Here is a 21819-nt window from a genome sequence, read left to right on the forward strand (position 1 = left end):
GCCCCCGCCGGCGCCCCCCCCCGGCGACTCGCCAAAAAACACCCCCCCGGGGGGGCGGCCCCGCCCCCGGCCAGGACGAACTGATCGACGTGTTCGCGGCCGACATCCGCGACTTCGTGCGCCGCCAGGACCTCGCGGGCGCCGTCGTCGTCAACGTCGCCTCCACCGAGCCCGCGCCCACCGACGACTCCCTGCCCCCCAGCTCCCTCTACGCGGCGGCCGCCCTGCGCGCCGGCTGCCCCTACGTCAACTTCACCCCGTCCACCGGCCTGCACCACCCGGCGCTGGCCGCGCTCGCCGAGTCCTCCGGGCTCCCGTACGCGGGCCGCGACGGCAAGACCGGGCAGACCCTGCTGCGCTCCGTGCTCGGCCCGATGTTCCTCCAGCGGGCCCTCGCCGTGCGCGCCTGGTCCGGCACCAACCTCCTCGGCGGCGGCGACGGCGCCGCCCTCGCCGACCCCGCGGCGGCCGCCGCCAAGAACGCCGGCAAGGAACGCGTCCTCGTCGACACCCTCGGTGCCGCACCCGAGGGCGAGGTCCACATCGACGACGTGCCCGCGCTCGGCGACTGGAAGACCGCCTGGGACCACATCGCCTTCGACGGCTTCCTCGGCGCCCGGATGGTCCTCCAGACCACCTGGCAGGGCTGCGACTCGGCGCTGGCCGCTCCGCTGGTCCTCGACCTGGCCCGGCTGGCCGCCCGCGCCCACGAGAAGGGCCTGTCCGGCCCGCTGAGCGAGCTGGGCTTCTACTTCAAGGACCCGGTCGGCGACGGCCCGTCGTCCCTGGCGGAGCAGTACGCGGAGCTGCGGGGCTTCGCGGGGCGGTTGCGGGACGACGGGGACGACGCCGTCGAGCGCGGGGCGGGGCGATGAGCCGCGCCAGGGCGCGGGACGCGTCCGGGTCGTCCGGGGTGCCTGGCGGGCTTGGGATATCCGGGGTGGCAGGGACGTCTGGGATGTCTGCGTCGTCCAGGGCACCCGGGTCGCCAGGATCATCCGGGTCGTCCGGGGCGCCTGGGTCGCCAGGATCATCCGGGTCGTCCGGGGCGCCTGGGTCGCCAGGATCATCCGGGTCGTCCGGGGCGCCTGGGTCGCCAGGATCATCCGGGTCGTCCGGGGCGCCTGGGGTGCCTGGGGTGTCTGGGGTGCCCGGCGGGTCGGCGGACGGCCGGGGCGGCGACGCCGTGGCGTCGTCCGTCGGCGGCGAGGGCGTTGACGCCGTGGCGTCGTCCGTCGGCGACCAGGGCGCTCACGCTCCGGCGCCGTCCGCCGACGGCCAGGCGGCTGACGCTGCGGCGCCGTCCGCCGACGGTGTCGCGACCCGCATACCCCGCCCCGGCCCCCGCTCCGGCCGCGCCGGTGCCTGGGCCGAACTGCTGCGGCTGCCCGCCCTGTTCACCGTCCCCGGAGACGCCCTGGCCGGCGCCGCCGCGGCCGGGGCGCGCCCCGGGCCCCGCACGCTGCTCGCCATCGGATCATCCCTGTGCCTGTACGAGGCCGGCATGGCCCTGAACGACTGGGCGGACCGTGCCGAGGACGCCGTGGAGCGTCCGCACCGCCCGATTCCGTCCGGCCGTATCCGTCCGGCCGCCGCCCTCGCCGCGGCCTGCGGCCTCACCGGCGCCGGTCTCGCGCTCGCCGCCGCGGCCGGGCGCCCCGCCCTGGCGGTGGCCGCGCCGCTGGCGGGGTCCGTCTGGGCCTACGACCTCGTCCTGAAGCACACCCCCGCCGGCCCCGCGGCCATGGCCGCCGCCCGTGGCCTTGACCTGCTCCTGGGCGCGGCGGCCACCTCCGGCGGGGCCCGGGCCGCGCTGCCCTCCGCCGCGCTGCTCGGCAGCCACACCCTCGCGGTCACGGCCGTCTCCCGCAAGGAGACCACCGGCGGTTCGGTCCTGGCCCCGCTGGCGGCCCTGGCGACGACGGGGGTGCTGACCCGGCTGGTCGGCCACCGCCGCACCCGACTCCCGGCAGGCCGGTGGGCAGCAGCCGCCCCCGGCCTGTCGGGCTCCCACCCCGCCGAAGGCACCCCGGGGGCCCGGTGGGACGTCCTCGCCACCGCCCTGGGCGCCGCATACGCCGCCACCGCGGCCCGACCCTACGTCCACGCCACGCTCAACCCCTCACCTCCGCTCACCCAACGCGCCGTCGGCGGCGGCATCCGGGCCACGGTCCCCCTCCAGGCCGCCCTCGCGGCCCGCTCCGGGGCACCCGCCACGTCCCTGCTGATCGCGGCCCTGGCCCCGGCGGGCCGGATGTTCGCGAGGAGGGCCGCCATGAGGAAGGTGAGCATCACGTGAGCCGGAACCCGAACCGGGGCCCGAACGGGTACCCGAAGGCGGCTGTGGACGGGACCGCGGCTGCCGACTCGACCGGTACTTCGGACGCGGCCCGGAGCGGGCACGCGACCGGGGAGGCGGGGGCGCCCCTGCCCACGCCGACCACACCGCACGCGAGTCCGGGCGCACCCGGTGCCGATGCGAGGGCCGGTACCGGGCCGAACCCGGGTGGCGGCGCCCCGCCGCTCCCGCTCCGCTTCGGCTACGGCACCAACGGCCTCGCCGACCTCCGGCTCGACGACGCCCTCGGCCTCCTCGCCGACCTGGGTTACGACGGCGTCGGCCTGACGCTCGACCACATGCACCTCGACCCGCTGGGCGACGACCTGGCCGCCCGCACCCGCCGGGTCGCCCGCCGCCTCGACGCCCTCGGGCTGGGCGTCACGGTGGAGACGGGCGCCCGCTACGTGCTCGACCCGCGCTGCAAGCACGGCCCCTCCCTGCTCGACCCGGACCCGGACGACCGCGCCCGCCGCGCCGACCTCCTGGTCCGCGCCGTCCGGGTCGCCGCCGACCTGGGGGCCCACGCGGTGCACTGCTTCAGCGGCATCACCCCGCCCGGCACGGACGAGGACACGGCGTGGAAGCGGCTGGCCGAGTCCCTCACCCCGGTCCTGGAAGCCGCCGCCACCGCGGGCGTCCCCCTGGCCGTCGAGCCCGAACCGGGCCACCTCCTGGCCGAACTCGCCGACTTCCACACCCTGCGCGGCGCCCTCGGCGACCCCGAGCACCTCGGCCTCACCCTGGACATCGGCCACTGCCAGTGCCTCGAACCCCTCCCTCCGGCCGACTGCGTGCGCGCCGCCGCCCCCTGGCTGCGCCACGTCCAGATCGAGGACATGCGCCGCGGCGTCCACGAACACCTCCCCTTCGGTGACGGCGAGATCGACTTCCCGCCCGTCCTCGACGCCCTCGCCGCCACCGGCTACCAGGGCCTGACCGTCGTCGAACTGCCCCGCCACTCCCACGCCGGCCCCCACTTCGCCGAACGCTCCCTCCCGTTCCTCCGCCGGGCCGCGGCGGCGTCACCCCGTACGAACCGCTCGGGCGAGCCCTCCGCCACCCGTTGAAGGGAGCCACACCCATGACGCAGCCACACGCCACCCACGCCACCCCCGCCCAGGTCACGGATGGCAACCCCGCCGGGCAGGACCCGCAGGGCACCAACCCCGCCCACGTCCCGCCCGCCGACCTGCGCGCCGCCCTCACCGCCGAGCTGGGCGGAGCCGCCCGCGCCTGGCTGGACCAGGCCCTGGACGAGGCCGCCGCCCACCCCGGCACCCACGGACCCATCTCCGTGTGGGAGCTGCGCCTCGCCGAGGCGGGCCGGCGCTGCGGTCCCGCCCACGCCGACGCCGCCCGGGTCCTCGTCCTGCACGCCGCCCGCGCCGGCACGGAGGCCCTGAGCCGGGTCTACTCCCAGGGCACCGCAGACGAACGCCGCGCCGTCCTGCACGCCCTGCCCCACCTGGTGCCCGGCCCGGACGCCCTCCCGCTCGTCGAGGACGCGCTGCGCACCAACGACACCCGGCTCGTCGCCGCAGCCCTCGGCCCGTACGCGGCCCGTCACCTCGACGCCCACCAGTGGCGGCACGCCGTACTGAAGTGCCTGTTCACCGGTGTCGCCCTCGACCACGTGGCGGATCTCGCCGGCCGGGCCCGCGGCGACGACGAACTCGCCCGCATGCTCGCCGACTACGCCGCCGAACGCACCGCCGCGGGCCGCACCGTCCCCGAAGACCTGCACCGAGTCCTGGCCCTGACCGAGTCCGAGCAGCCTCCCGCGCCCGGCAACGCCGGCCCCCACGGCAAGGAGTCCTGATGCGCATCTTCGACCCCCACATCCACATGACCTCCCGCACCACCGACGACTACGAGGCCATGCACGCCGCCGGTGTCCGCGCCGTGGTCGAACCCTCCTTCTGGCTGGGCCAGCCCCGCACCTCCCCCGACTCCTTCCGCGACTACTTCGACGCCCTGCTCGGCTGGGAACCCTTCCGCGCCGCCCAGTACGGCATCGCCCACCACTGCACGATCGCCCTCAACCCCAAGGAGGCGAACGACCCCCGCTGCCTCCCCGTCCTGGACGAGCTGCCCCGCTATCTGGTCAAGGACCGCGTGGTGGCGGTCGGCGAGATCGGCTACGACTCGATGACCCCGGCCGAGGACACCGCCCTGGCCGCCCAGCTCCAGCTCGCCGCCGACCACGGCCTGCCCGCCCTCGTGCACACCCCGCACCGCGACAAGCTGGCCGGCCTGCGCCGCACCCTGGACGCGGTCCGCGAGTCCGCGCTGCCCACGGAGCACGTGCTGGTCGACCACCTCAACGAGACCACCGTCAAGGAGGCGAAGGACAGCGGCGCCTGGCTCGGCTTCTCCGTCTATCCGGACACCAAGATGGACGAGGCCCGGATGGTGGCCCTGCTGCGTGATTACGGCCCGGAGCGGGTCCTGGTGAACTCCGCCGCCGACTGGGGCAGGAGCGACCCGCTCAAGACCCGCAAGGTCGGCGACCTGATGCTCGCCGAGGGCTTCACCGAGGACGACGTGGACCTGGTCCTGTGGCGCAACCCCGTCGCCTTCTACGGGCTCAGCGGACGGCTGGAACTGGACGTCGCCACGGCCGACGCCACGCACGAGGGCAACTCCATCCTGCGCGGCGGGGAGTGAGCCATGCGCTTCCGGCACCCCGACGGCTCCACCGTCCACCTCGCCTACTGCACCAACGTCCACCCCGCCGAGACCCTCGACGGCGTCCTCGCCCAGCTCCGCGACCACTGCGAGCCGGTCCGCAAACGTCTGGGCCGCGACCGCCTCGGCATCGGCCTGTGGTTGGCCCGGGACGCCGCCCACGCCCTGGTCACCGACCCCGCCGCGCTGCGCGGCCTGCGCACGGAGCTCGACCGGCGGGGCCTGGAGGTCGTCACCCTCAACGGCTTCCCCTATGAGGGCTTCGGCGCCGAAGAGGTCAAGTACCGCGTCTACAAGCCGGACTGGGCCGACCCGGAGCGCCTGGAGCACACCACCTCCCTGGCCCGTCTGCTCGCCGGACTGCTGCCCGACGACGTCACGGACGGCACCATCTCCACGCTGCCCCTCGCCTGGCGCACCGCGTACGACGAGACCCGCGCCGACAAGGCGCACGCCGCGCTGGTCACGCTCGCCGAACGCCTCGACGCGCTCCAGGAGCTGACCGGCCGCTCCATCCGCATCGGCCTGGAACCCGAACCCGGCTGCGTCGTGGAGACCACCCACGACGCGATCGCCCCGCTGACCGCGATCGGCCACGACCGGATCGGCATCTGCGTCGACACCTGCCACCTCGCCACCTCCTTCGAAGATCCGGACACCGCTCTGGGCGCCCTCACCGCCGCCCGTGTCCCCGTCGTCAAGTCCCAGCTGTCCGCCGCCCTGCACGCCGAGCAGCCCGGCGACCCCGCGGTCCGGGAGGCGCTGGCCGCGTTCGCCGAGCCGCGCTTCCTGCACCAGACCCGGACCACCACGGCCGGCGGCCGGCACGGCACCGACGACCTCGACGAGGCCCTGGCCGACGGCGGCCCGCTGCCCGACACCGCGCCCTGGCGCGCCCACTTCCACGTCCCCCTGCACGCGGCCCCCGCCGCGCCCCTCACCTCCACCCTTCCCGTGCTCAAGGCCGCGCTGACCCGGCTGGTCGGCGGCCCGCGTCCCCTCACCCGCCATCTGGAGGTCGAGACCTACACCTGGCAGGCCCTCCCGCCCGAGCTGCGGCCCCGCGCCCGCGCGCAGCTCACCGACGGCATCGCCGCCGAGCTGACCCTCGCCCGCGACCTGCTGACCGACCTCGGCCTCAAGGAACTGCCATGACCCGCCCGACCCCCCTCCTCGTCCTGGACGTCGTCGGCCTCACCCCCCGTCTCCTCGACCACATGCCCCACCTCAAGCGGCTCGGCCAGTCCGGCTCCCGCGCACCGCTCGGCACCGTGCTGCCCGCCGTCACCTGCGCCGCCCAGTCCACCTTCCTCACCGGCACCCACCCCTCCGAGCACGGCATCGTGGGCAACGGCTGGTACTTCCGCGAACTCGGCGACGTCCTGCTGTGGCGCCAGCACAACGGACTCGTCGCCGGCGACAAGCTCTGGGACGCCGCCCGCCGCGCCCACCCCGGCTACACCGTGGCCAACATCTGCTGGTGGTACGCCATGGGCGCCGACACGGACTTCACCGTCACCCCTCGTCCCGTCTACTACGCCGACGGCCGCAAGGAACCCGACTGCTACACCAGGCCCCCGGCCCTGCACGACGAACTCACCGACAAGCTCGGCACCTTCCCGCTCTTCCACTTCTGGGGACCCGGCGCGGACCTGGTCTCCAGCCAGTGGATCATCGACGCCACCCGGCACATCATGGCCACCCGGCATCCCGACCTGACGCTCTGCTACCTCCCTCACCTGGACTACGACCTCCAGCGCTTCGGCCCCGACGACCCCCGCTCCCTGAAGGCCGCCGCCGACCTGGACGCGGCGCTGGCCCCGCTCCTCGAGGACGCCCGCGCCGAGGGCCGCACCGTCGTCGCGCTCTCCGAGTACGGCATCACCCCCGTCAGCCGGCCCGTGGACATCAACCGCGCCCTGCGCCGCGCCGGGCTCCTTGAGGTGCACACCCAGGACGGCATGGAATACCTCGACCCGATGGCCTCGCGCGCCTTCGCGGTCGCCGACCACCAGATCGCCCACGTGTACGTCCGCCGCCCCGAGGACCTGGACGCGACCCGCGCCGCCCTGGAGGGGCTGCCCGGCCTCGGGCAACTCCTCGACGACGAGGGCAAGAAGGCCCAGCGTCTCGACCATCCCCGGGCCGGCGAGCTGGTCGCCGTCGCCGAGCCGGACGCCTGGTTCACGTACTACTACTGGCTCGATGACGACCGCGCGCCCGACTTCGCGCAGCTCGTCGAGATCCACCGCAAACCCGGCTACGACCCGGTCGAGCTGTTCATGGACCCGCTCGACCCCTACGTCAAGGTCAAGGCGGCCTCCGCCCTGGCCCGCAAGAAACTCGGCATGCGCTACCGCATGGCGGTGGTGCCTCTGGATGCCTCACCTATTCGAGGCAGCCACGGCCGCCTCCCCGCGAGCGACGACGACGGTCCGCTCCTCATCTGCTCCACCTCCCGCGCTGTCGGAGACCGCGTAGCGGCCACCGATGTGAAACAACTCCTGCTCCGGCTGGCCGGCCTCGGCTGACGCCCCGTCACACGCTCCGCCGAGATCCAGCTACTGAGAGTGAAACACACGGCACTGACAACGGCCCGCCCGAGCCGCATCGGGGCAGGCCACGACCCAGAAGGCAGGCACCGTGACCCCGTTCACCGACCCGTCCCGCACCGACGCCGGCACGGACCCGGCCCTTGACGGCCCGGACGAGAGCCTCCGCCGCAGCCTCGGCGTGGGCCGGCGCCGCTTCCTCAGCACCTGCACCGCGGTGGCGGCCGGAGCCGTCGCGGCCCCCGTCTTCGGCGCCGCCCCGGCCCTCGCACAGGACCGGGACAGAGGCCACGGCCATGGACACGACCACGACCACGACCACGACCGCGGGCCGGTCCTCGTCCCGGCGGACAAGCGCGGCATCATCCTCTACACCGTCCGCGACGCCACCGCCCGCGACCCCCTCGCCTCCGACCTGCCCTCCGGCTTCCGCGAGGTGTTCAAGCAGCTCGCCCGTCACGGCTACCGGCAGGTCGAGTTCGCCGGATACAACCAGCACGCCAACGCCCCGGGCGGCGCGAGCCTGGAGTCCGTCAAGGGTGCCAGGCTGCTGCGCTCCTGGCTCGACGACTACGGTCTGCGCGCCCAGGGCAACCACGGCTTCATCCCGTCCTCCTGGCCGCTGACCGCGGAGGACAAGGACACCTTCAAGAAGCACCTGGAGATCGCCAACATCCTCGGCCTGGACCACATGGGCACCGGCGGCGACCCCACCGGCAGCTCCTACCGCGCCGACTGGGACGTGGCCGCCGACAAGTGGAACGCCCTCGGCGGGATCGCCCGCCGCGAGGGCATCAAGCTCTACACCCACAACCACGACGGCGCCTACGGCTTCCTGCTCGACGGCGGCCCGCTGGACGACCAGGGCCGGCCGACCCGCAGCTCGGGCATCCGGAAGCTGGAGTACTTCCTCAAGGTCACCGACCCGAAGGTGGTCTGGCTGGAGATGGACATCTTCTGGGCGCACGTGGCCCAGTACAAGTTCCACTCCTACACCGCCCACGACGGCTCGACCCGGAAGGACGTCTTCGACCCGGCGGGTCTGGTCGCCCGCAACAACAAGCGCTACCCGCTGTTCCACGCCAAGGACGGCGTGGTCAGCACCACCAACGGCATGGGCTACGACATGGTGCCCTTCGGCACGGGGGTCATCGACTACCGCACGTTCTTCTCCCGGGTCGGGGAGCGGAACTACCACAACCCGATGATCGAGGACGACAACTCCCCGAGCGCCACCGACCCCGCGCAGTCGCTGCGGGAGGACATTATCAGTAACGACCCCGTGGGGGCCCTGCCCAACATGTTGGGACCCGCGTCCCGGACGGGCGGCCCTCCCCGCGTGCCGCGGGAGGGCCGCCCGTCCGTGCGAAGGATGTGCGAGGGAAGCGTCGTGCGGTCATCCCTCCCCGAGTGGCCGGGTGTTGGGCGTGATGCGCTTGTCCCTCGACCGTCCCGGCGGTTGCGGGAACAGCGCCATGAATCCGGCGAAGATCGAGATGCAGCCCGCCAGGGTGAAGGCTCCGTTGTAGCCCCAGGCGCCCACGACCACGGCACCCATGCCCGCGCCCAGACCGGAGACGAGCTTGGAGCTTTGAAGTGCTCTCCCGACTGAAGCCGCGGAGATTCCTGCTTACCTTGCGGCAGCGGGCTTGACGCGCTTGGCGCGCCTGACGACTGCCCTCGCGGCAGCCGGGATGAGCGCGAGGCCCGTCCGGTACAGGTGCAGGACGTTCCGGGCCGCGTTGTGGTCGGCGTTGCCCGACCAGCCGCAGTCCGGGTTCTTGCACACGAACACGGCCTGGGACTCCCGACTGCCAGGCGTGGTGAAGCCGCACGCTGAGCAGCGCCGGGAGGTGCCGGGGGCGGCGACCTTGTGCAGGGTGCCGCCGAGCTGGGTGGTCTTGTAAGTGAACGCCGGGCCCGCGGGTCGTCGGGCGGGTTCAGCGGGTCGACGGCGGCGGGCCACCAGTTCTTCGGCGGGTCCCGGAAGTACACGCCGGCGAGAGCCACCGTCGCGGCGAGGAAGACACCCGCCGAGACCAGCACCCAGCGGAAGTTGGAGCCGTCCACGTAGCCGAGGAAGAGGAAGACGAACGGTACCGAGCCGTAGGCGAAACCGCCGTTGACGAAGCCGGTCTTGCCGCCCCTGCGCTCCGGGTACCACTTGCCGACCATGTTGACTCAGGTCGCGTACACCATGCCCGCACCCATGCCGCTGACACGCCGAACCCGATGAAGGCGAGCACGACATGCGGCGCGAACGCCAGGGACGATAGCCGAGCAGCGTGCCGGCCGAACCCAGCATCATCGCCCAGCGGGCCGGCAGCTTGCCGTTCTCACGCAGCCGCCCCGCCGGAAACGCGACGGCGGCCGGACAGAAGATCCAGGCGGTCATCATCCAGTAGATGCTGCCGCTGGACCAGTGGTGCGCCGCCGACGCGCGGTTCCTCCCCGGCCAGGACACCTCCGCCTACGTCCATCCGGTCACCCTCCTCAACCCGCCCCGGTCCTCGCCGCTGCACCACGCGGAACCGTTCGGGCCGGTCGACACCATCGTCCTGGTCGACACCGAGGCCGAGCTGCTCGCCGCGATGAACGCCTCCAACGGCGCGCTGGTGGCCACCCTGTCCACGGACGACCCGGCGACGTACGACAGGCTGGCGCCGCACATCCGCGCCTTCAAGGTCGGCCACGGCGTGCCACGTTCGCGTGGGGACCGCGACGAGCTGTTCGGCGGCCACGGCGCGTCCTGGCGCGGCGCCTTCGTGGGTGGCGAGCTGCTGGTGCGGGCCGTCACCCGGGGCCCGGCGGGGGAGCGGCTGCCGGGGAACTTCCCGGACGGCCACCTCATGCCGTAGCCGTCATGCACCCCGGGTCAGCCGATGCCCTGGCGGTCCGGCAACAGCGCGAAGGCCCGGTCCGCCGGGGCCGGCGTGTCACGCTCGACGGCCTGCCGCAGCAGCTCGCGGTGGCGCAGCAGGGGTTCGCGCCGGCCCGGCGGCGCGAGCAGCAGCAGGTCGTCGAGCCCGGCCAGCAGCCGGCGCGAGACCTGCGGCGCCCCCACCGCACAGCCACGGACCTCGGCGAAGCCCAGGTCCACCAGCTCCGTCCACCCGGGCACGGCCTGCACCAGCCGGGCCGCACCGCGCCGGTCACGGTGCACCACGGCGTCCAGCGGCCGACGGGACAGGGCGGCCAGGATCTGCACGACCCGGTCCAGGGCCTGCACGGCCGTGGTCGGATCGTTGATCGCGGGGGACAGGGCACGCAGCCCGATGTCGGACAGCTGACGGAGCCCGAACGCCAGATCCTGGTGGAAGGTGCGCTCCACCCCCACGGACAGCGCGTACCGCAGGGCCCGGCGCGGCGGGGCGGCCCCGCCGTGCACCGCCAGCACGGGCGTGCCCGGCACCAGGAAGTCACCGATCCGCGGGACCAGTCGCAGCACCACCCCGTGCCCGCGCGCCACCCGCACCAGCCGTGCGATGTGCACGTCCCGCAGCACCCCGGCCCGCCCCTCGTGCGCGACCCACGCCGTGACCGGGCTCAGCCCGTCCGCCTCCCCGTCGTCCGCGTCGTCAGCGGGTGCCGGCATCAGCGCCGCCGCCCGGAAGGACTCCGCGGCGATCCGGGCGATCACATGGCCGATCCGCATCAGCCGCAGCGTGCCGTTCACGTACATCACGAAGAGCAGCAGGCTCAGCGCGACCATGAGGAGAGTGAGCACCGACTGCACCAGCGGCACGGACGTGGCGGCGCGGGGGTCCGGGGTGCTGTCGTAGCTGGTGAGGACCAGCAGTGTCAGGACGAAGGTGGCCAGGAACACCGCGAAGGTCGCCTTGGTGATCCGGCTGCGGACGAACAGCCGCACCACGCGCGGCGTGAACTGACCGCTCGCCATCTGCACCGCGACCAGCGAGATGCTGAACACCACCCCGATGAACGTCATCATCGCCGAGCCGACCGCCGACACCACCGTCTTCGCGTCGTCCGCGAACCGCAGCAGTTCGGCGAGCGTGTCGTAGTCACCGCCGTCCTGCAGCGAACGGACGAGAGCGGCATCCAGCTCCTGAGCCACCAGCCACACCACGAAGACGCCCACCATCGCCGCGGTGGGCGCGAACCAGAACGTGTCCCGCAGATGCTCCCTGAGCGGCGACAGCGCCCGCGACCGGCGACGCGGAAGCGGGCTCCGGGTAACCATCCAGTCACTCATGGTGCGACCCTAGGCGCCCCGGCACCGCCGGTCGCGGACCGCCGCTCAGGGGAAGGAAACGCAGGTGAAAGGCGCTGCGAAACCTTGGTATGGTTGTCCATGTCGCCGCGGGGACACCCCCGCACCACGACAGACACCTGGTCCGGGTGGCGGAATGGCAGACGCGCTAGCTTGAGGTGCTAGTGCCCTTTATCGGGCGTGGGGGTTCAAGTCCCCCCTCGGACACTCTCTTTGCATTTGAGGCGCCGTTCCACGGGGTAGAGGCCCCGTGTGAGAACGGGCCGAGGGGGAGCGGACGGGCTGGACATCGCCCGTGTCGCGGAGATGATCGTCGGCCGCCCGGGTGGTGTCACCGGACGCAGAGGATCCGGTTACCGCGTCACCGAACGGTACGTCCTCACCGCCGCCCACCTGGTCGAGCCCCCGCCGGCCACGCTCAAGGTCCGCTTCGACGCCGACCACCCCACCGAGTGGTCCACCGAAGCCCGGGTCGTCCTCAGCTCCCGCCCCGCCGACCTGGCTCTGCTGGAACTCACCGGCACGCTCCCCGAGACCCGCCCGGTCCACCACGCGCCCCGCTACGCCGTCCTGCCCGAGGAGGCCGTCACCCTCCCCGTCACCGCCGTGGGGTTCCCCCGCTTCAAACTGCGCGAGTACGGCGGAGCGGACGAACCCAACACCGGCGGCCCGCCCGGCCGGTACCGGGACTCCTGCCACGTCGACGGAGCGGTGTCCGCACTCTCCAACCGCCGGGCCGGAACGCTGGAGGTCGCCGTCCCGCCCCCGGCCGAAGACGTCGAACCCGACCGGTCCCCGTGGGAGGGAATGTCCGGCGCGCCACTCTGGTCCGACGACGCGATCATCGGCCTGATCACCACCCACCACCGTTCCGACGGTCTCGGACGCCTCGCGGCGGTGCGGGTGGGGCGCTGGTACGAGCTGCTGACCCCGGCCGAACTGGACATCCTCCGTACCCGCGCGGGCCTCCCGGACCGTCCCGGACCGGTGGCCGGCCCCGAGCCCGGGACGGCGACCCGGCATCCATCCGCCGATCCTCCGTCCCTCGCCTCGTTGCCGCACACGCTCACCCTCGGCGAACTCCGCCACCTGGTCGACGTGTTGACCGCACTGCCCACGCTGCGCAGGCCGAACGGCCTCGACGCCGTCCTGGCCGGAATCGACCCCCGGGTGGCCGCCCACCGGCCGCGCGACGACCGGCTGAGGTTCGAGGTGTACGGCGTTCTGCGCACGTGCCTGCGCTTCCCCGGCACCCTCGACACGTTCCTGGCGGAGCTGCGGACGTGGGAGGAGGGCTCCGAGGAACTGCGCGAGGTCGACCGGGCGATGGCCGAACTGGCCCTGCGCCACAACTGACTTGATGTCGCAGCTGGCCGGTACACAGGTTTCGGGCCGCCTCCCCCTGGGTCATGATGAAGGAGGAACGAGGGCGCGTAGAGGACGACGGCGCGTAAGAGACCATACGGGGAGGGGACTTGGCAGCCGTGGAGCGGGCGACGCCGGCCTTTGAGTCCGGACTCATCGACCTCTCGGGGGTATCGCTCGAGGCGTTGCGTTCTCTTGACGGTCCAGTCATGTCCGCGTCTCTCGAACGGTTGCTGGCCGATGTCGACGATCCTCATGCGATCACGGTCGCGGGCGTCAATCAGACGCACACAGGGCTCGGAAACTAGGACCGTAGCCGTGTGCGGGGGGAGTACCAGTGGGTCCCACGGACAGCACGCCTGCCGGGCGATCCGTTTTCCACGGGATCTCGGAGACCGGCCTGCGCGGGCTCGTGCGGGGCGGCGGCGACGGTGACGTCATCGAGGAGCTGCTGAGCGCCGAGCGCAGTCGCCGGCTCCTGCTGCTGCGGGCCCTGCTGGACCGCGGCGCCGACCGGGCGCACGGCCACGACGGGGAACGGCCGCTGTCCCTCCACGACGCCTGGGACCTCCTCGAACGTGCGCAGGCCCGGGCCCCGGGGGCGGTCGACGGCGTCCTGATGGCACCGGGGACCGGTACCTGGCTGTCGTCGGCGCTGCGACTGCTGCGGGGTGCCCCTCAGGGCGAGGCCCCCGTCCGGCAGACCCTGGGCCACCTGTCCGCCCTGGCCGTCGCGGGCGCCGCCGGTGCCCGCATCCGCTTCGCCCTGTGGGTCGCGGTGAGCGAGGGAATCGTTTCCCTCCCCGGCCTGGGGTGCGCGGTCCTGCCCGGCGCGGGCGGGCGGACGGCGGTGCGTGTCACCGGGGACGGGGAGCGCCTGCGCATCAGCGGACCGTCCGGCGACGTGGTGGTGGGGCCTGACTGGGAGCGTCGTGCTCCCGGCTGGCGGCCCACCCGGCGGCTGACGCTGGGGCGAGGCGACTCGGCGGGCTCACTGGCCCTCGAAGAACACGACCCGTTTCGCATGTTCTCCGGGCCCACCGCGCCACGCCCGCTCTCCGAGCAGGAGGCCGGCGCCTGGCAGCGCGCGGTCGACGACGCCTGGGACCTGCTGCGCGACGAGCCGGACCAGACGGAAGCGATGCGCCGAGGGCTGAGGTCCATCACTCCCGTGCCCAGAGGAGAAAGGTTTCGGCCATACAGCAGTTCCTCCGCGGAGGCGTTCGGCGGAATCAACGCCTCGCTGCCCGACGAGGGTCCGGAACTGGCCGCCACCCTGGTGCACGAGTTCCAGCACATCAAACTCGGCGCACTCACGCACCTCGGGCCCCTGGTCACCCGGACCGACAAGACCGACGAGCCGCCGCGGTTGTTCCACGCGCCGTGGCGGGACGACCCCCGTCCGCTGGAGGGCCTGCTCCAGGGGATCTACGCCTTCTTCGGCGTGACCCGCTTCTGGCGTGCCCACCGGCACGCCGCCGACACCGGCCACGGGCCGCTGGCGCACTTCGAGTTCGCCCTGTGGCGGGACGCGGTGTGGTCGACGCTCGACAGCGCCCGCGGCCACGAGCGGTTGACGGCCCTGGGGAACCGGCTCCTGGAGTCCCTGGCCCAGATCTGTGCCGGATGGCTCACCGAGCGCCTTCCCGCCGAGGAGCTGGGGCTCGCGCGTGAGGCGACCGCCAGCCATCGGGCCCGGTGGCGCGAACACCATCTGCGCCCCTCCTCCGACGTGGTGTACGAGGCGGTACGCGCCTGGCGACGGGGAGAGAGCTGCCCGCCGGCCCTTCGGGCCACCCCGTCGCTCCTGCGGCCGGACCCCGACGCCTGCTTCCTGGACACGGCGGCGGTGCTGGCCCGGCACCGTCTGACGGATCCGGACGGCCCCTGGCGGGACCCCGGTACGGCCACGGTGCGAGGGGCCGGGCCGGTGGACGTCCTGCTGGCCGCCGGTGCCCGTTCGGACGCCCGGCGGATCCTCACGGACCAACTGCTGCGGGACGACCCTCCGGTGGGGTCCTGGGCCGCGCTGGGACGGGCCACGGCCGACGACCCGGAACAGCGGGCCGCCGCGCGCTTCCTGCTCGGGTCGCCCCAATGGGCCCGGGCCGTACGGGACACCCTGCTCGCCGAGCACGGCGAGCGGCCCGAGCCGATGGCACTCGCCGCGTGGCTGAGCCGCGCCGGGCAGGAGCCCCGGCCCACGGGCTGAACGCCACGAGGGCCGCCCGGCACCCGCCGCGCAGCCCTCGCTGGTCCCGTGTCGCCTCCTCAGGCGGCGAGGAACCGTACTCTCACAACGGCATGGGGTCGATGTCGCAGTTGGCCCGCATGCCGTTCATGACGGCCACGGTCGCCGGGTGGGGCGCCGCCTCTTCCTGGTCCTCGTGCTGGGCGCCGAGTACCCGGCCCATGCGCTCCAGCGTGTCGGCCCGCATCGTCTCCCCCTCGTCCCCCTGGCCGGCGGCCACCAGGTCCAGAGAGAGGTTGGCGGCACAGGCGAGCGTGGTCGGGTGGTCGGTACCGAAGGTCCGCCTGCACCGCGCCAGCGTGTCCCGCCCGCCGGACACCGCGTCGTCGAGTTCCCCGAGCGCGGCCAGGTCACTGGCCAGGTTCACGGCAGCCACCAGCGCGAAGGGGTGGTCGGCGCCGAGGGTCTCGGACAGCCCGGCGAGCGCCTCGTCGTCCAGGCGCCGGGCCTCGGCGGGCCGCTCCAGCAGCCGCTCGGACACCGCGAGGCCGACATCCGCGGCCAGCGTGTAGGGGTGTTGCGCGTGGAAGACCTTGCGGTAGCCCGCGCAGGCCTGGGCACCACGCGCCCGTGCCGCCTCCAGGTCGCCGTTCTGACGCAGAGCGATGGCGAGGGGCAGCGCCGTGGCCAGGGACTGCGGGTGGGTGTCCCCGTAACGCCGGGTGAACGCCTCGTGGGCCTTGATGGCCAGGTCCAGCGCACGGGGATGGTTGCCGGCCTTGCGGCACGCGATGCCCAGTTCACGCTCGGTGCTGATGGTGGCCGGGTTGCTGTCGCCGAAGACGTCCCGGAACGCTTCCAGCGCGGCCTCCTGGAGCCGGAGGGCGCCGATGTAGTCGCCCGACTCGCGGACGTCGATCGCGATCGAGTTCTCGGTGATGAGGCTCCGCTGGTCGTCGCGCCCGAACAGCCGCAGTTTCAGGTGCCAGGTCTTCCGGTCGAGTTGCAGCGCCTCGTGGAACTCACCCGACAGGCGCAGGCTCACGCCCAGGTTGTGCGCCATGTTCAGGCTCGCCGGGTCGTCGTCGCCGAAGGCCCGGTGTGCCCGGTCGTGGACCAGCCGGTCCAGCTCGGCACCCTCCAGGAAGCGGCCCTGCGCGCGTCGCACGGCGGCTTCCATCTGGGCCGCGTCCAGCGACTCCTCCCTGTCGGGCGACGAGACGCGTTCGTGGACGCTGCGGATGTGCTCCACCAGGGTGGAGGCGTCGGTGTACCGGCCGACCATCAGGTAGACGAAGACCAGCCAGCGCCCCATCAGGAGGGTCTGCACGTCCTCCTCCCCGAAGCGGTTCACCCAGGCGTTCCAGGCCGTCTCGGAGAAGTCGAGCGAGACCTCGTGGTCACCCCAGTAGTAGAGGTACTTGGCGATGTTCATCACCAGCTGGCGCATCCAGGGCTGGTCGGAGGTGACGGCGCCGGAGGCGATCACATGGGTGTAGAGCTCCGCATACCGAGGCCAGCTCTCCGGGTCGGTCGGCGTCCTCGGATCCGCGGCCGCCATCAGGGCGTGGGCGCCTTCGCGCATGCGGTTCTGCTCCTCTGGGCTCATACGGTTGATCAGTACGTGCTGGACCAACCGGTGCATCTCGATGCTGTTCGTTCGGTGGTCGATTCGGGCGAGCGAGTACCGGTTGATCTCCCGTATCGCGCGAGCGAGCTTCATCGGGTCGTTCAGAGCCGCGTCCAGTTCGGGGAAGATGGTGTTGTACCCCGGGCCGGACAGGATTTGCCTGGAGATCGGGTCGGGGGAGAAGTAGGAGCACAGCTGCAGCAGTCGCAGGGCGGCCGGGCTGCGGGTCTCCAGGTGGTCGAGCGAGACGTTCCACGCGGCCGCGACGGGCAGTTGGTAGTCCGGGGGTGGCGCCGTCTCGAGGAGCTCGTTCTGCTTGCTCTCGAAGAGCCGCAGGTACTCGGAGGCGGGCATGCCGGTCTCGGCCCGCCAGGCGGCCGCCTGGACCAGGGCCAGCGGCAGATCGCCCAGCGCCTCCGCCAGCGCCTCGGCCTCCTGGTCGGCGAGTTCCGGTCCCGAGCCGCGGAGCAGTTCCTTGCTCTCCTCGCGGGTGAACACGTCGACCTCCAGGGACCCGCCCACCAGGCCCCAGCGACGGTTGCGGGAGGTGACCAGGATCGTGCCGGTGCCCCCGGTCGGGAAGTACGGGCGTACCTGCTCGGGGCTGTCCGCGTTGTCGAAGATCAGCAGCCACCTGGAGTACGGGCGTCCCTCGCGCAGCGCCTCCCGGACGGCCGGCCCGGCGATGTTCGCCTCGGACGTGGTCACCAGTCCCAGCCGCTTGGCCAGCTCCACCAGGGACTGGCCGACCTGGCCCGGCCGCTCCGACGGGATCCACCACACGATGTCGTACTCCGACTGGTGCCGGTAGGCGTACTCGATCGCCAGCTGGGTCTTGCCGACACCACCCATGCCATGGATCGCCTCGGGCAGAACCGTGGTCGTGCCCTCCCGCAGCCGCTGGCCGAGCAGGTCCAGGAGCTCGCTGCGCCCGGTGAAGTTCTGGTTGCGCGGCGGCAGGTTCCCCCAGACGCGTGGCTGAACGGCGCGCTCTCCCTCCAAGGTGCGCTGGGGTGTGGTGGACATCGGGGTGGCTCCTTCGCTAGCTGCGGCGGCGGCGGTTGTCAGGGAGGGGTCGGCGGGCGGGACTTTGGCGAGCGGCACTGCATACCGCTGATCGTGCCATTTCAGGGCGTGGCGTAACAATTTGGCGCGCTGAATGTGTGACCCGGACAAAGCGGCCAGTGCCTTCAGTTCGATTCGGAGGAACGGCGCGTTCTCGCGGGTCACGTTCGGCGGTGACGGCTTGTACGACGCCTCGTCGGGCGGCGGGAGCAGGGATGCCGTGGCCGGGGTCGAGGCCAGCACCTCGCGGACGTCGTGCAGGGTGCGGATGGTAGCGGCGCGCCGCCCCTGGGCGAGCAGTTGCTCGCGGACGTCGGGAAGGAAGTCGTAGACCACCGCCCCGGGGGCGTCTTCGTGTATGCCGGTGGGGCGGACCAGGCCGCTCATGAAGAACTCGGCGGCGTGCACCGGTCCGGCCCCGTGCGTCGACCGGATCACCCGGCGGATGACCGGCAGGGTGAGTGGCGCGGCGGCGAGGCGGGTGCCGAGGCGGAAGGCGACGGGAGAGGCCGCGGCACGGAAATCGAACACCCGGTCGGAGGCGGACGGTGGACCCTTTACCGCGGGGGACTCGGCGGCCCACGGGAGGACCCGTGCCGCGTCCGGCCGCCCCTTCCAGGTGTGCGCCTGTGTCACGGGCAGGTCCAGCGGGCCGGGCTGCGACCCGGCGAGCACGTCGGAGAGGGCGCGCGCCCCATGATGGGTCAGCGACAGGACGGGGACGGCGAGCCGGACCTCCTCGCCCTCGGCGCCGCCCGGGCGGGCCGGGGTCGTCGCGTCGCCGGGGGCGACGGGAAGCTCCCGTTCGTGCCATTCCCAGTCGGCGTTGGCCGCCCAGGGACGCACCGTCCTGACCTGCGCGTGCAGCACGTCGAGGCCGGTGCGGAACCAGACGTGCGGCGGCAGCGGGTCGAGCAGGGCGACGGGCCAGGACCCGGCCCAGCCCAGCAGCAGGGGCTGCACCGCACCGAGGTGCCAGCCGGCCGCCAGCGCGTCCGTGACCACCAGGACCACCCGCCGCGTACCGGCCGGGGGCGTGCCGAACGGACGCTCGGTGCGGACCCGGGCCGGGAGCGCCTCGTCCGTGCCGAGCAGGGGTACGACCCGGACTGCGGCGAAGCTTTCGGTCAGGGCCGCGGTCAGGGCGTCGACGACCTGGTCCCAGACCCGCATCGTCACGTGCGAGTCGACCACGAGGACGGCTTCTCCGGGTGCCGTGTCGCCCTCGGGATGCCAGTCGCGCCACAGCCGGGCCACGTCGGCCTCGGGCCGCAACCGCTCGTGCCGGTCACTGTCACTGGCCATGATCACGCCCACGGTCTCGCAGTCGAAGGGGTGCCGGAGGCGGGGCGCCTCCCGAGCTGTCTCTGCTCCGCGTCGCGAGGAGAGCCCCGAGCGAGGGCCGGCCTCCCCGCGGCCTGGGCGGGTGACCGTACTCCCCGGTCGGCGCACCTGGCATCACGAGTGCCCTCCCTTCTGACCCCGTCGGCGGTCCATCGCTCATCCGGCACGGTCGGGACCGCCGCCCGGCGCCGAGGGGCCGGGCATGCGTTCCGGATCGTCCAGCAGCAGCGCCAGATGGCGGCCGACATGCCCGTTCCATTCCTCGGGGCCCAGCGCCAGAGCCCGGTCGCGCCATCGCCGGGTGCGCTCCAGTACGCCGGCCAGACCGCGCTCCTGCAGGATGTCCGCGGCCGCCTCCCGGAAGGCCGTCCCGGAGTCGCCCCGGTCCCAGAGGATGGCCGGGATGCCGGACCGCAGCGCCGCCACGAACTCCTGCTGGGCGACGGGCGATTCGGTGCCCGGCGGTGCGCTGAGGACCAGACAGACGATCTGCTGGTCGTCCTTGAGCTCGCGTTCGAGGTGGAAGGCGGACTGGTCCGGCGGGCTCCAGTGCGACCGGCTCTCGGCCGGTCTGTCCTTGAGCTGCCGCCAGCGGTTGTTCCAGGGCCGGTGCCAGGCGGCCTTGCGCAGGCGCTCGAAGCTGCGTACCACCACGGTGTAGTCCATGACCAGGGGTGTGGGCACGGGCGCGTCGGCCTCCTTGTGCCACCACTCGACGGGTTCCGCCAGCAGTTCCCACGGCAGGATGAACTCGATCACCACGGGCTGGCGCAGATCGGACCAGCGTTCCTCGGCCTCCTCGATCAGGCTGTCCGCGGCGCCGGGAAGGTCGTCCCGGTGCAGCTTGACCGTCTCGCCGGGGATGGGATGCCAGCCGTCGGAGTCGGACTGACGCCAGTGCGCCACCCAGAAGTTGTCGGGGTCCACGCCGTCCGGTTCGAACTGGATCAGAAGATAGGCGGGGTGGAGCGAGGGCTCACCGGGCGGGGCGAAGTCGCCCTGCTGCCAGTCGGCCATCTCCTCCGCCAGCCCGCGGAGCTGAGCCTGTTTGCGGTTCCAGCGGCGTAAGTGCTCCGCCTCCTCGGTGTGTCCTTCCTTCACCAGGTGCTCGGCGGCCAGCGACAGGAACGCCATGGACGGCGGCAGTTCGTCCACCGCCGTGTTGTCGCCCGCCAGACGCAGGAAGACCTCCCAGCCCGTGTCGCACCACTCCTGGAGCTCCTGGGTACGGGAATGGCTGGCCCGGCGTGCGAGGGCCGTCAGGAGAGAGACGGACCGCAGCTCGTGCAGCAGGGGACGCAGCGGGCGCAGGTCGGTGTCCTTGAAGAAGGAGGTGGCCTCCCACTCGTCCACCAGGCGCCACATCGAGAACAGGCCCACCGAGCCCTGCTCGGCGTACCCCAGGCAGCGGGCCAGTGTCTGAAGTCCTTCGTCGATCTCGGCGCACTTCTTGACCAGTTGCCGTGACCACAGGGCGAGCGGCTGGTCCTGGTGCGGGTCCACGGTCAGCCGCAGCTCCGACGAGAGATCCTGGACCAGCATCTCGGTACCCGTCTGCCGGCGCACGGTGTCCGTCGTCGCCAGGACGCCCGCCATCTCGGCCAGAAGTTCGTTTCGAACGCGTGCGGCGCTGCGCCCCTCCACCTGACCTCCCCCGGCCGTCATCGAGTTCGTCCGCGCCCGGTCCGGACAGCGTACGACTAGCCTTCCCACTGCGTCAGCGGCGCGAACAAGGCGGAATCCTCAACGCTCCCCGTGCGCCTCGTCGTCCGAGACCAGCACGTGGCGGCGGGTTCCGTCGGGAGCCACCAGTGTGGGCTGCAGCGTGAGCGTGACGCGATGCGTGCGGGAGGAGGTGACGGACGCGTCGGCGTTCGCCTCGACCACCCAGAAGTTCACCTTGCCGCCGGCGCCACCGGTCCGGACGATCGCGACGGTCGCCTCGATCTCCACGGGCCCCAGTTCGAAGCGGACCGGGCCGGGGCCCGCCGAAGTCAGTGCGGTGTTGAGCTGATCCCTCAACTCCCGCACCATGTCCGCCAGTTCAATCATGAATCCTCCCGCGACGACGGTGCGGGGCGATCTTACCGACCGCCGCGGGTGCTCCGGGCCACTCTTGCGCAGAAAGCTCCGTTGGGATGAAGACTCGTCCGCCCACGCCGGAAAACGCGGTGCGCCGACGTCAACGATCTCCCTACACTCACCACGACATCGAGACCGAGTGAGGGGAGCAGGGCCGTGCGCATCCGCACCGCTGCCGTCGTTCCCCCGTCCCGGTACGAGGTGATCCTGGTGTCCTCGGCCCTCCGGTGTCCGCCGCGCGGCCGGCACCGGACGCCCGCGACCGGTCTCTGACGTCCCGTCACGCATGCCCTGAGGGCCGTGGCGTCATTCCGACGTGCCGCCCGT

Annotated in this window: 14 protein-coding genes, 1 tRNA gene and 5 pseudogenes; 13 read left to right on the forward strand and 7 right to left on the reverse strand. The window is 73.0% G+C overall.

Translation table 11 applies throughout. The features are described from left to right. From ACFWR9_RS01185 to ACFWR9_RS01220, 8 genes and pseudogenes are all read left to right on the forward strand, one after another. The coding region (locus ACFWR9_RS01185; RefSeq protein WP_383833595.1) for an inositol-3-phosphate synthase at nucleotides 1-875 on the forward strand (875 nt) is incomplete at its 5' end. 452 nt (nucleotides 876-1327) lie between these two features. Next, complete coding sequence (locus tag ACFWR9_RS01190) at nucleotides 1328-2299, forward strand: SCO3242 family prenyltransferase (RefSeq protein WP_383833981.1); 972 nt, start codon at nucleotides 1328-1330, stop codon at nucleotides 2297-2299. Between the two features lie 128 nt (nucleotides 2300-2427). After that, nucleotides 2428-3408 (forward strand): sugar phosphate isomerase/epimerase family protein, encoded by a 981-nt coding sequence (locus ACFWR9_RS01195; protein ID WP_383833985.1) that lies wholly within the window; start codon nucleotides 2428-2430, stop codon nucleotides 3406-3408. Between the two features lie 14 nt (nucleotides 3409-3422). Beyond that, the gene (locus ACFWR9_RS01200; RefSeq protein ID WP_383833598.1) at nucleotides 3423-4160 is read left to right on the forward strand and encodes an EboA domain-containing protein; all 738 of its coding nucleotides are present in this window, start codon (nucleotides 3423-3425) and stop codon (nucleotides 4158-4160) included. Further along, nucleotides 4160-5008 carry a TatD family hydrolase gene (locus ACFWR9_RS01205; protein ID WP_383833601.1) on the forward strand — a complete coding sequence of 283 codons (849 nt, stop codon included), beginning with the start codon at nucleotides 4160-4162 and terminating at the stop codon, nucleotides 5006-5008. The genes ACFWR9_RS01200 and ACFWR9_RS01205 overlap by 1 nt, the downstream gene beginning before the upstream one ends. 3 nt (nucleotides 5009-5011) lie before the next feature. Further along, entirely contained in the window at nucleotides 5012-6184 is a 1173-nt protein-coding gene (gene eboE / locus ACFWR9_RS01210) for a metabolite traffic protein EboE (RefSeq protein WP_383833604.1), read from the forward strand. Continuing rightward, on the forward strand, nucleotides 6181-7560 hold the full coding sequence (locus ACFWR9_RS01215; protein WP_383833608.1) for an alkaline phosphatase family protein: 1380 nt from the start codon (nucleotides 6181-6183) through the stop codon (nucleotides 7558-7560). Before eboE ends, ACFWR9_RS01215 begins: the two co-directional genes overlap by 4 nt. 112 nt (nucleotides 7561-7672) lie before the next feature. Next, a pseudogene (locus tag ACFWR9_RS01220) lies at nucleotides 7673-8875 on the forward strand (sugar phosphate isomerase/epimerase family protein); the annotation flags it as partial. Between the two features lie 102 nt (nucleotides 8876-8977). Here ACFWR9_RS01220 and ACFWR9_RS01225 read toward each other — a convergent pair. The 3 pseudogenes from ACFWR9_RS01225 to ACFWR9_RS01235 form a co-directional block, all read right to left on the reverse strand. Then, nucleotides 8978-9175: pseudogene (locus ACFWR9_RS01225) on the reverse strand (MFS transporter); the annotation flags it as partial. Between the two features lie 36 nt (nucleotides 9176-9211). After that, nucleotides 9212-9490: pseudogene (locus tag ACFWR9_RS01230) on the reverse strand (zinc ribbon domain-containing protein); the annotation flags it as partial. Continuing rightward, nucleotides 9480-10012, reverse strand: a pseudogene (locus ACFWR9_RS01235) (MFS transporter); the annotation flags it as partial. The pseudogenes ACFWR9_RS01235 and ACFWR9_RS01230, both read right to left, overlap by 11 nt. Between ACFWR9_RS01235 and ACFWR9_RS01240 the strand changes: the two are divergent. Then, nucleotides 10011-10439 (forward strand): annotated as a pseudogene (locus ACFWR9_RS01240) (aldehyde dehydrogenase family protein); the annotation flags it as partial. The pseudogenes ACFWR9_RS01235 and ACFWR9_RS01240 overlap by 2 nt on opposite strands. 17 nt (nucleotides 10440-10456) lie before the next feature. Here ACFWR9_RS01240 and ACFWR9_RS01245 read toward each other — a convergent pair. Further along, nucleotides 10457-11797, reverse strand: coding sequence for a DUF2254 domain-containing protein (locus ACFWR9_RS01245; RefSeq protein WP_383833611.1), 1341 nt, complete (start codon nucleotides 11795-11797; stop codon nucleotides 10457-10459). Between the two features lie 140 nt (nucleotides 11798-11937). On the opposite strand from ACFWR9_RS01245, the gene ACFWR9_RS01250 reads away from it, so the two are divergent. The 4 genes from ACFWR9_RS01250 to ACFWR9_RS01265 all read left to right on the forward strand — a co-directional run bounded on the left by ACFWR9_RS01250 (nucleotide 11938) and on the right by ACFWR9_RS01265 (nucleotide 15392). Continuing rightward, a tRNA-Leu gene (locus ACFWR9_RS01250) sits at nucleotides 11938-12022 on the forward strand. A gap of 45 nt (nucleotides 12023-12067) precedes the next feature. Further along, nucleotides 12068-13171 carry a trypsin-like peptidase domain-containing protein gene (locus tag ACFWR9_RS01255; protein WP_383833614.1) on the forward strand — a complete coding sequence of 368 codons (1104 nt, stop codon included), beginning with the start codon at nucleotides 12068-12070 and terminating at the stop codon, nucleotides 13169-13171. Nucleotides 13172-13290: 119 nt separating this feature from the next. After that, entirely contained in the window at nucleotides 13291-13488 is a 198-nt protein-coding gene (locus tag ACFWR9_RS01260) for a hypothetical protein (RefSeq protein WP_383833617.1), read from the forward strand. 29 nt (nucleotides 13489-13517) lie between these two features. Further along, entirely contained in the window at nucleotides 13518-15392 is a 1875-nt protein-coding gene (locus ACFWR9_RS01265) for an HEXXH motif domain-containing protein (RefSeq protein WP_383833620.1), read from the forward strand. An 82-nt stretch (nucleotides 15393-15474) separates the two neighbouring features. On the opposite strand, the gene fxsT is transcribed toward ACFWR9_RS01265, so the two are convergent. From fxsT to ACFWR9_RS01280, 3 genes are all read right to left on the reverse strand, one after another. Next, a complete protein-coding gene (gene fxsT / locus ACFWR9_RS01270; RefSeq protein WP_383833623.1) occupies nucleotides 15475-19371 on the reverse strand; it encodes an FxSxx-COOH system tetratricopeptide repeat protein in 3897 nt (1298 codons plus the stop codon). 195 nt (nucleotides 19372-19566) lie between these two features. Continuing rightward, a complete protein-coding gene (locus ACFWR9_RS01275) occupies nucleotides 19567-21054 on the reverse strand; it encodes a hypothetical protein (protein WP_383833626.1) in 1488 nt (495 codons plus the stop codon). Nucleotides 21055-21153: 99 nt separating this feature from the next. Continuing rightward, a complete protein-coding gene (locus ACFWR9_RS01280; protein WP_383833629.1) occupies nucleotides 21154-21462 on the reverse strand; it encodes a trypco2 family protein in 309 nt (102 codons plus the stop codon). Nucleotides 21463-21819: the final 357 nt, after the last annotated feature.

The sequence above is a fragment of the Streptomyces sp. NPDC058534 genome, assembly GCF_042717365.1.
GTDB lineage: Bacteria > Actinomycetota > Actinomycetes > Streptomycetales > Streptomycetaceae > Streptomyces.

Coding starts and splice junctions, on each gene's coding strand:
- ACFWR9_RS01200 (WP_383833598.1), top strand. CDS start 3,423: ATGACGCAGCCACACGCCACCCACGCCACCCCCGCCCAGGTCACGGAT.
- ACFWR9_RS01205 (WP_383833601.1), top strand. CDS start 4,160: ATGCGCATCTTCGACCCCCACATCCACATGACCTCCCGCACCACCGAC.
- eboE (WP_383833604.1), top strand. CDS start 5,012: ATGCGCTTCCGGCACCCCGACGGCTCCACCGTCCACCTCGCCTACTGC.
- ACFWR9_RS01215 (WP_383833608.1), top strand. CDS start 6,181: ATGACCCGCCCGACCCCCCTCCTCGTCCTGGACGTCGTCGGCCTCACC.
- ACFWR9_RS01245 (WP_383833611.1), bottom strand. CDS start 11,797: ATGAGTGACTGGATGGTTACCCGGAGCCCGCTTCCGCGTCGCCGGTCG.
- fxsT (WP_383833623.1), bottom strand. CDS start 19,371: ATGGCCAGTGACAGTGACCGGCACGAGCGGTTGCGGCCCGAGGCCGAC.
- ACFWR9_RS01280 (WP_383833629.1), bottom strand. CDS start 21,462: ATGATTGAACTGGCGGACATGGTGCGGGAGTTGAGGGATCAGCTCAAC.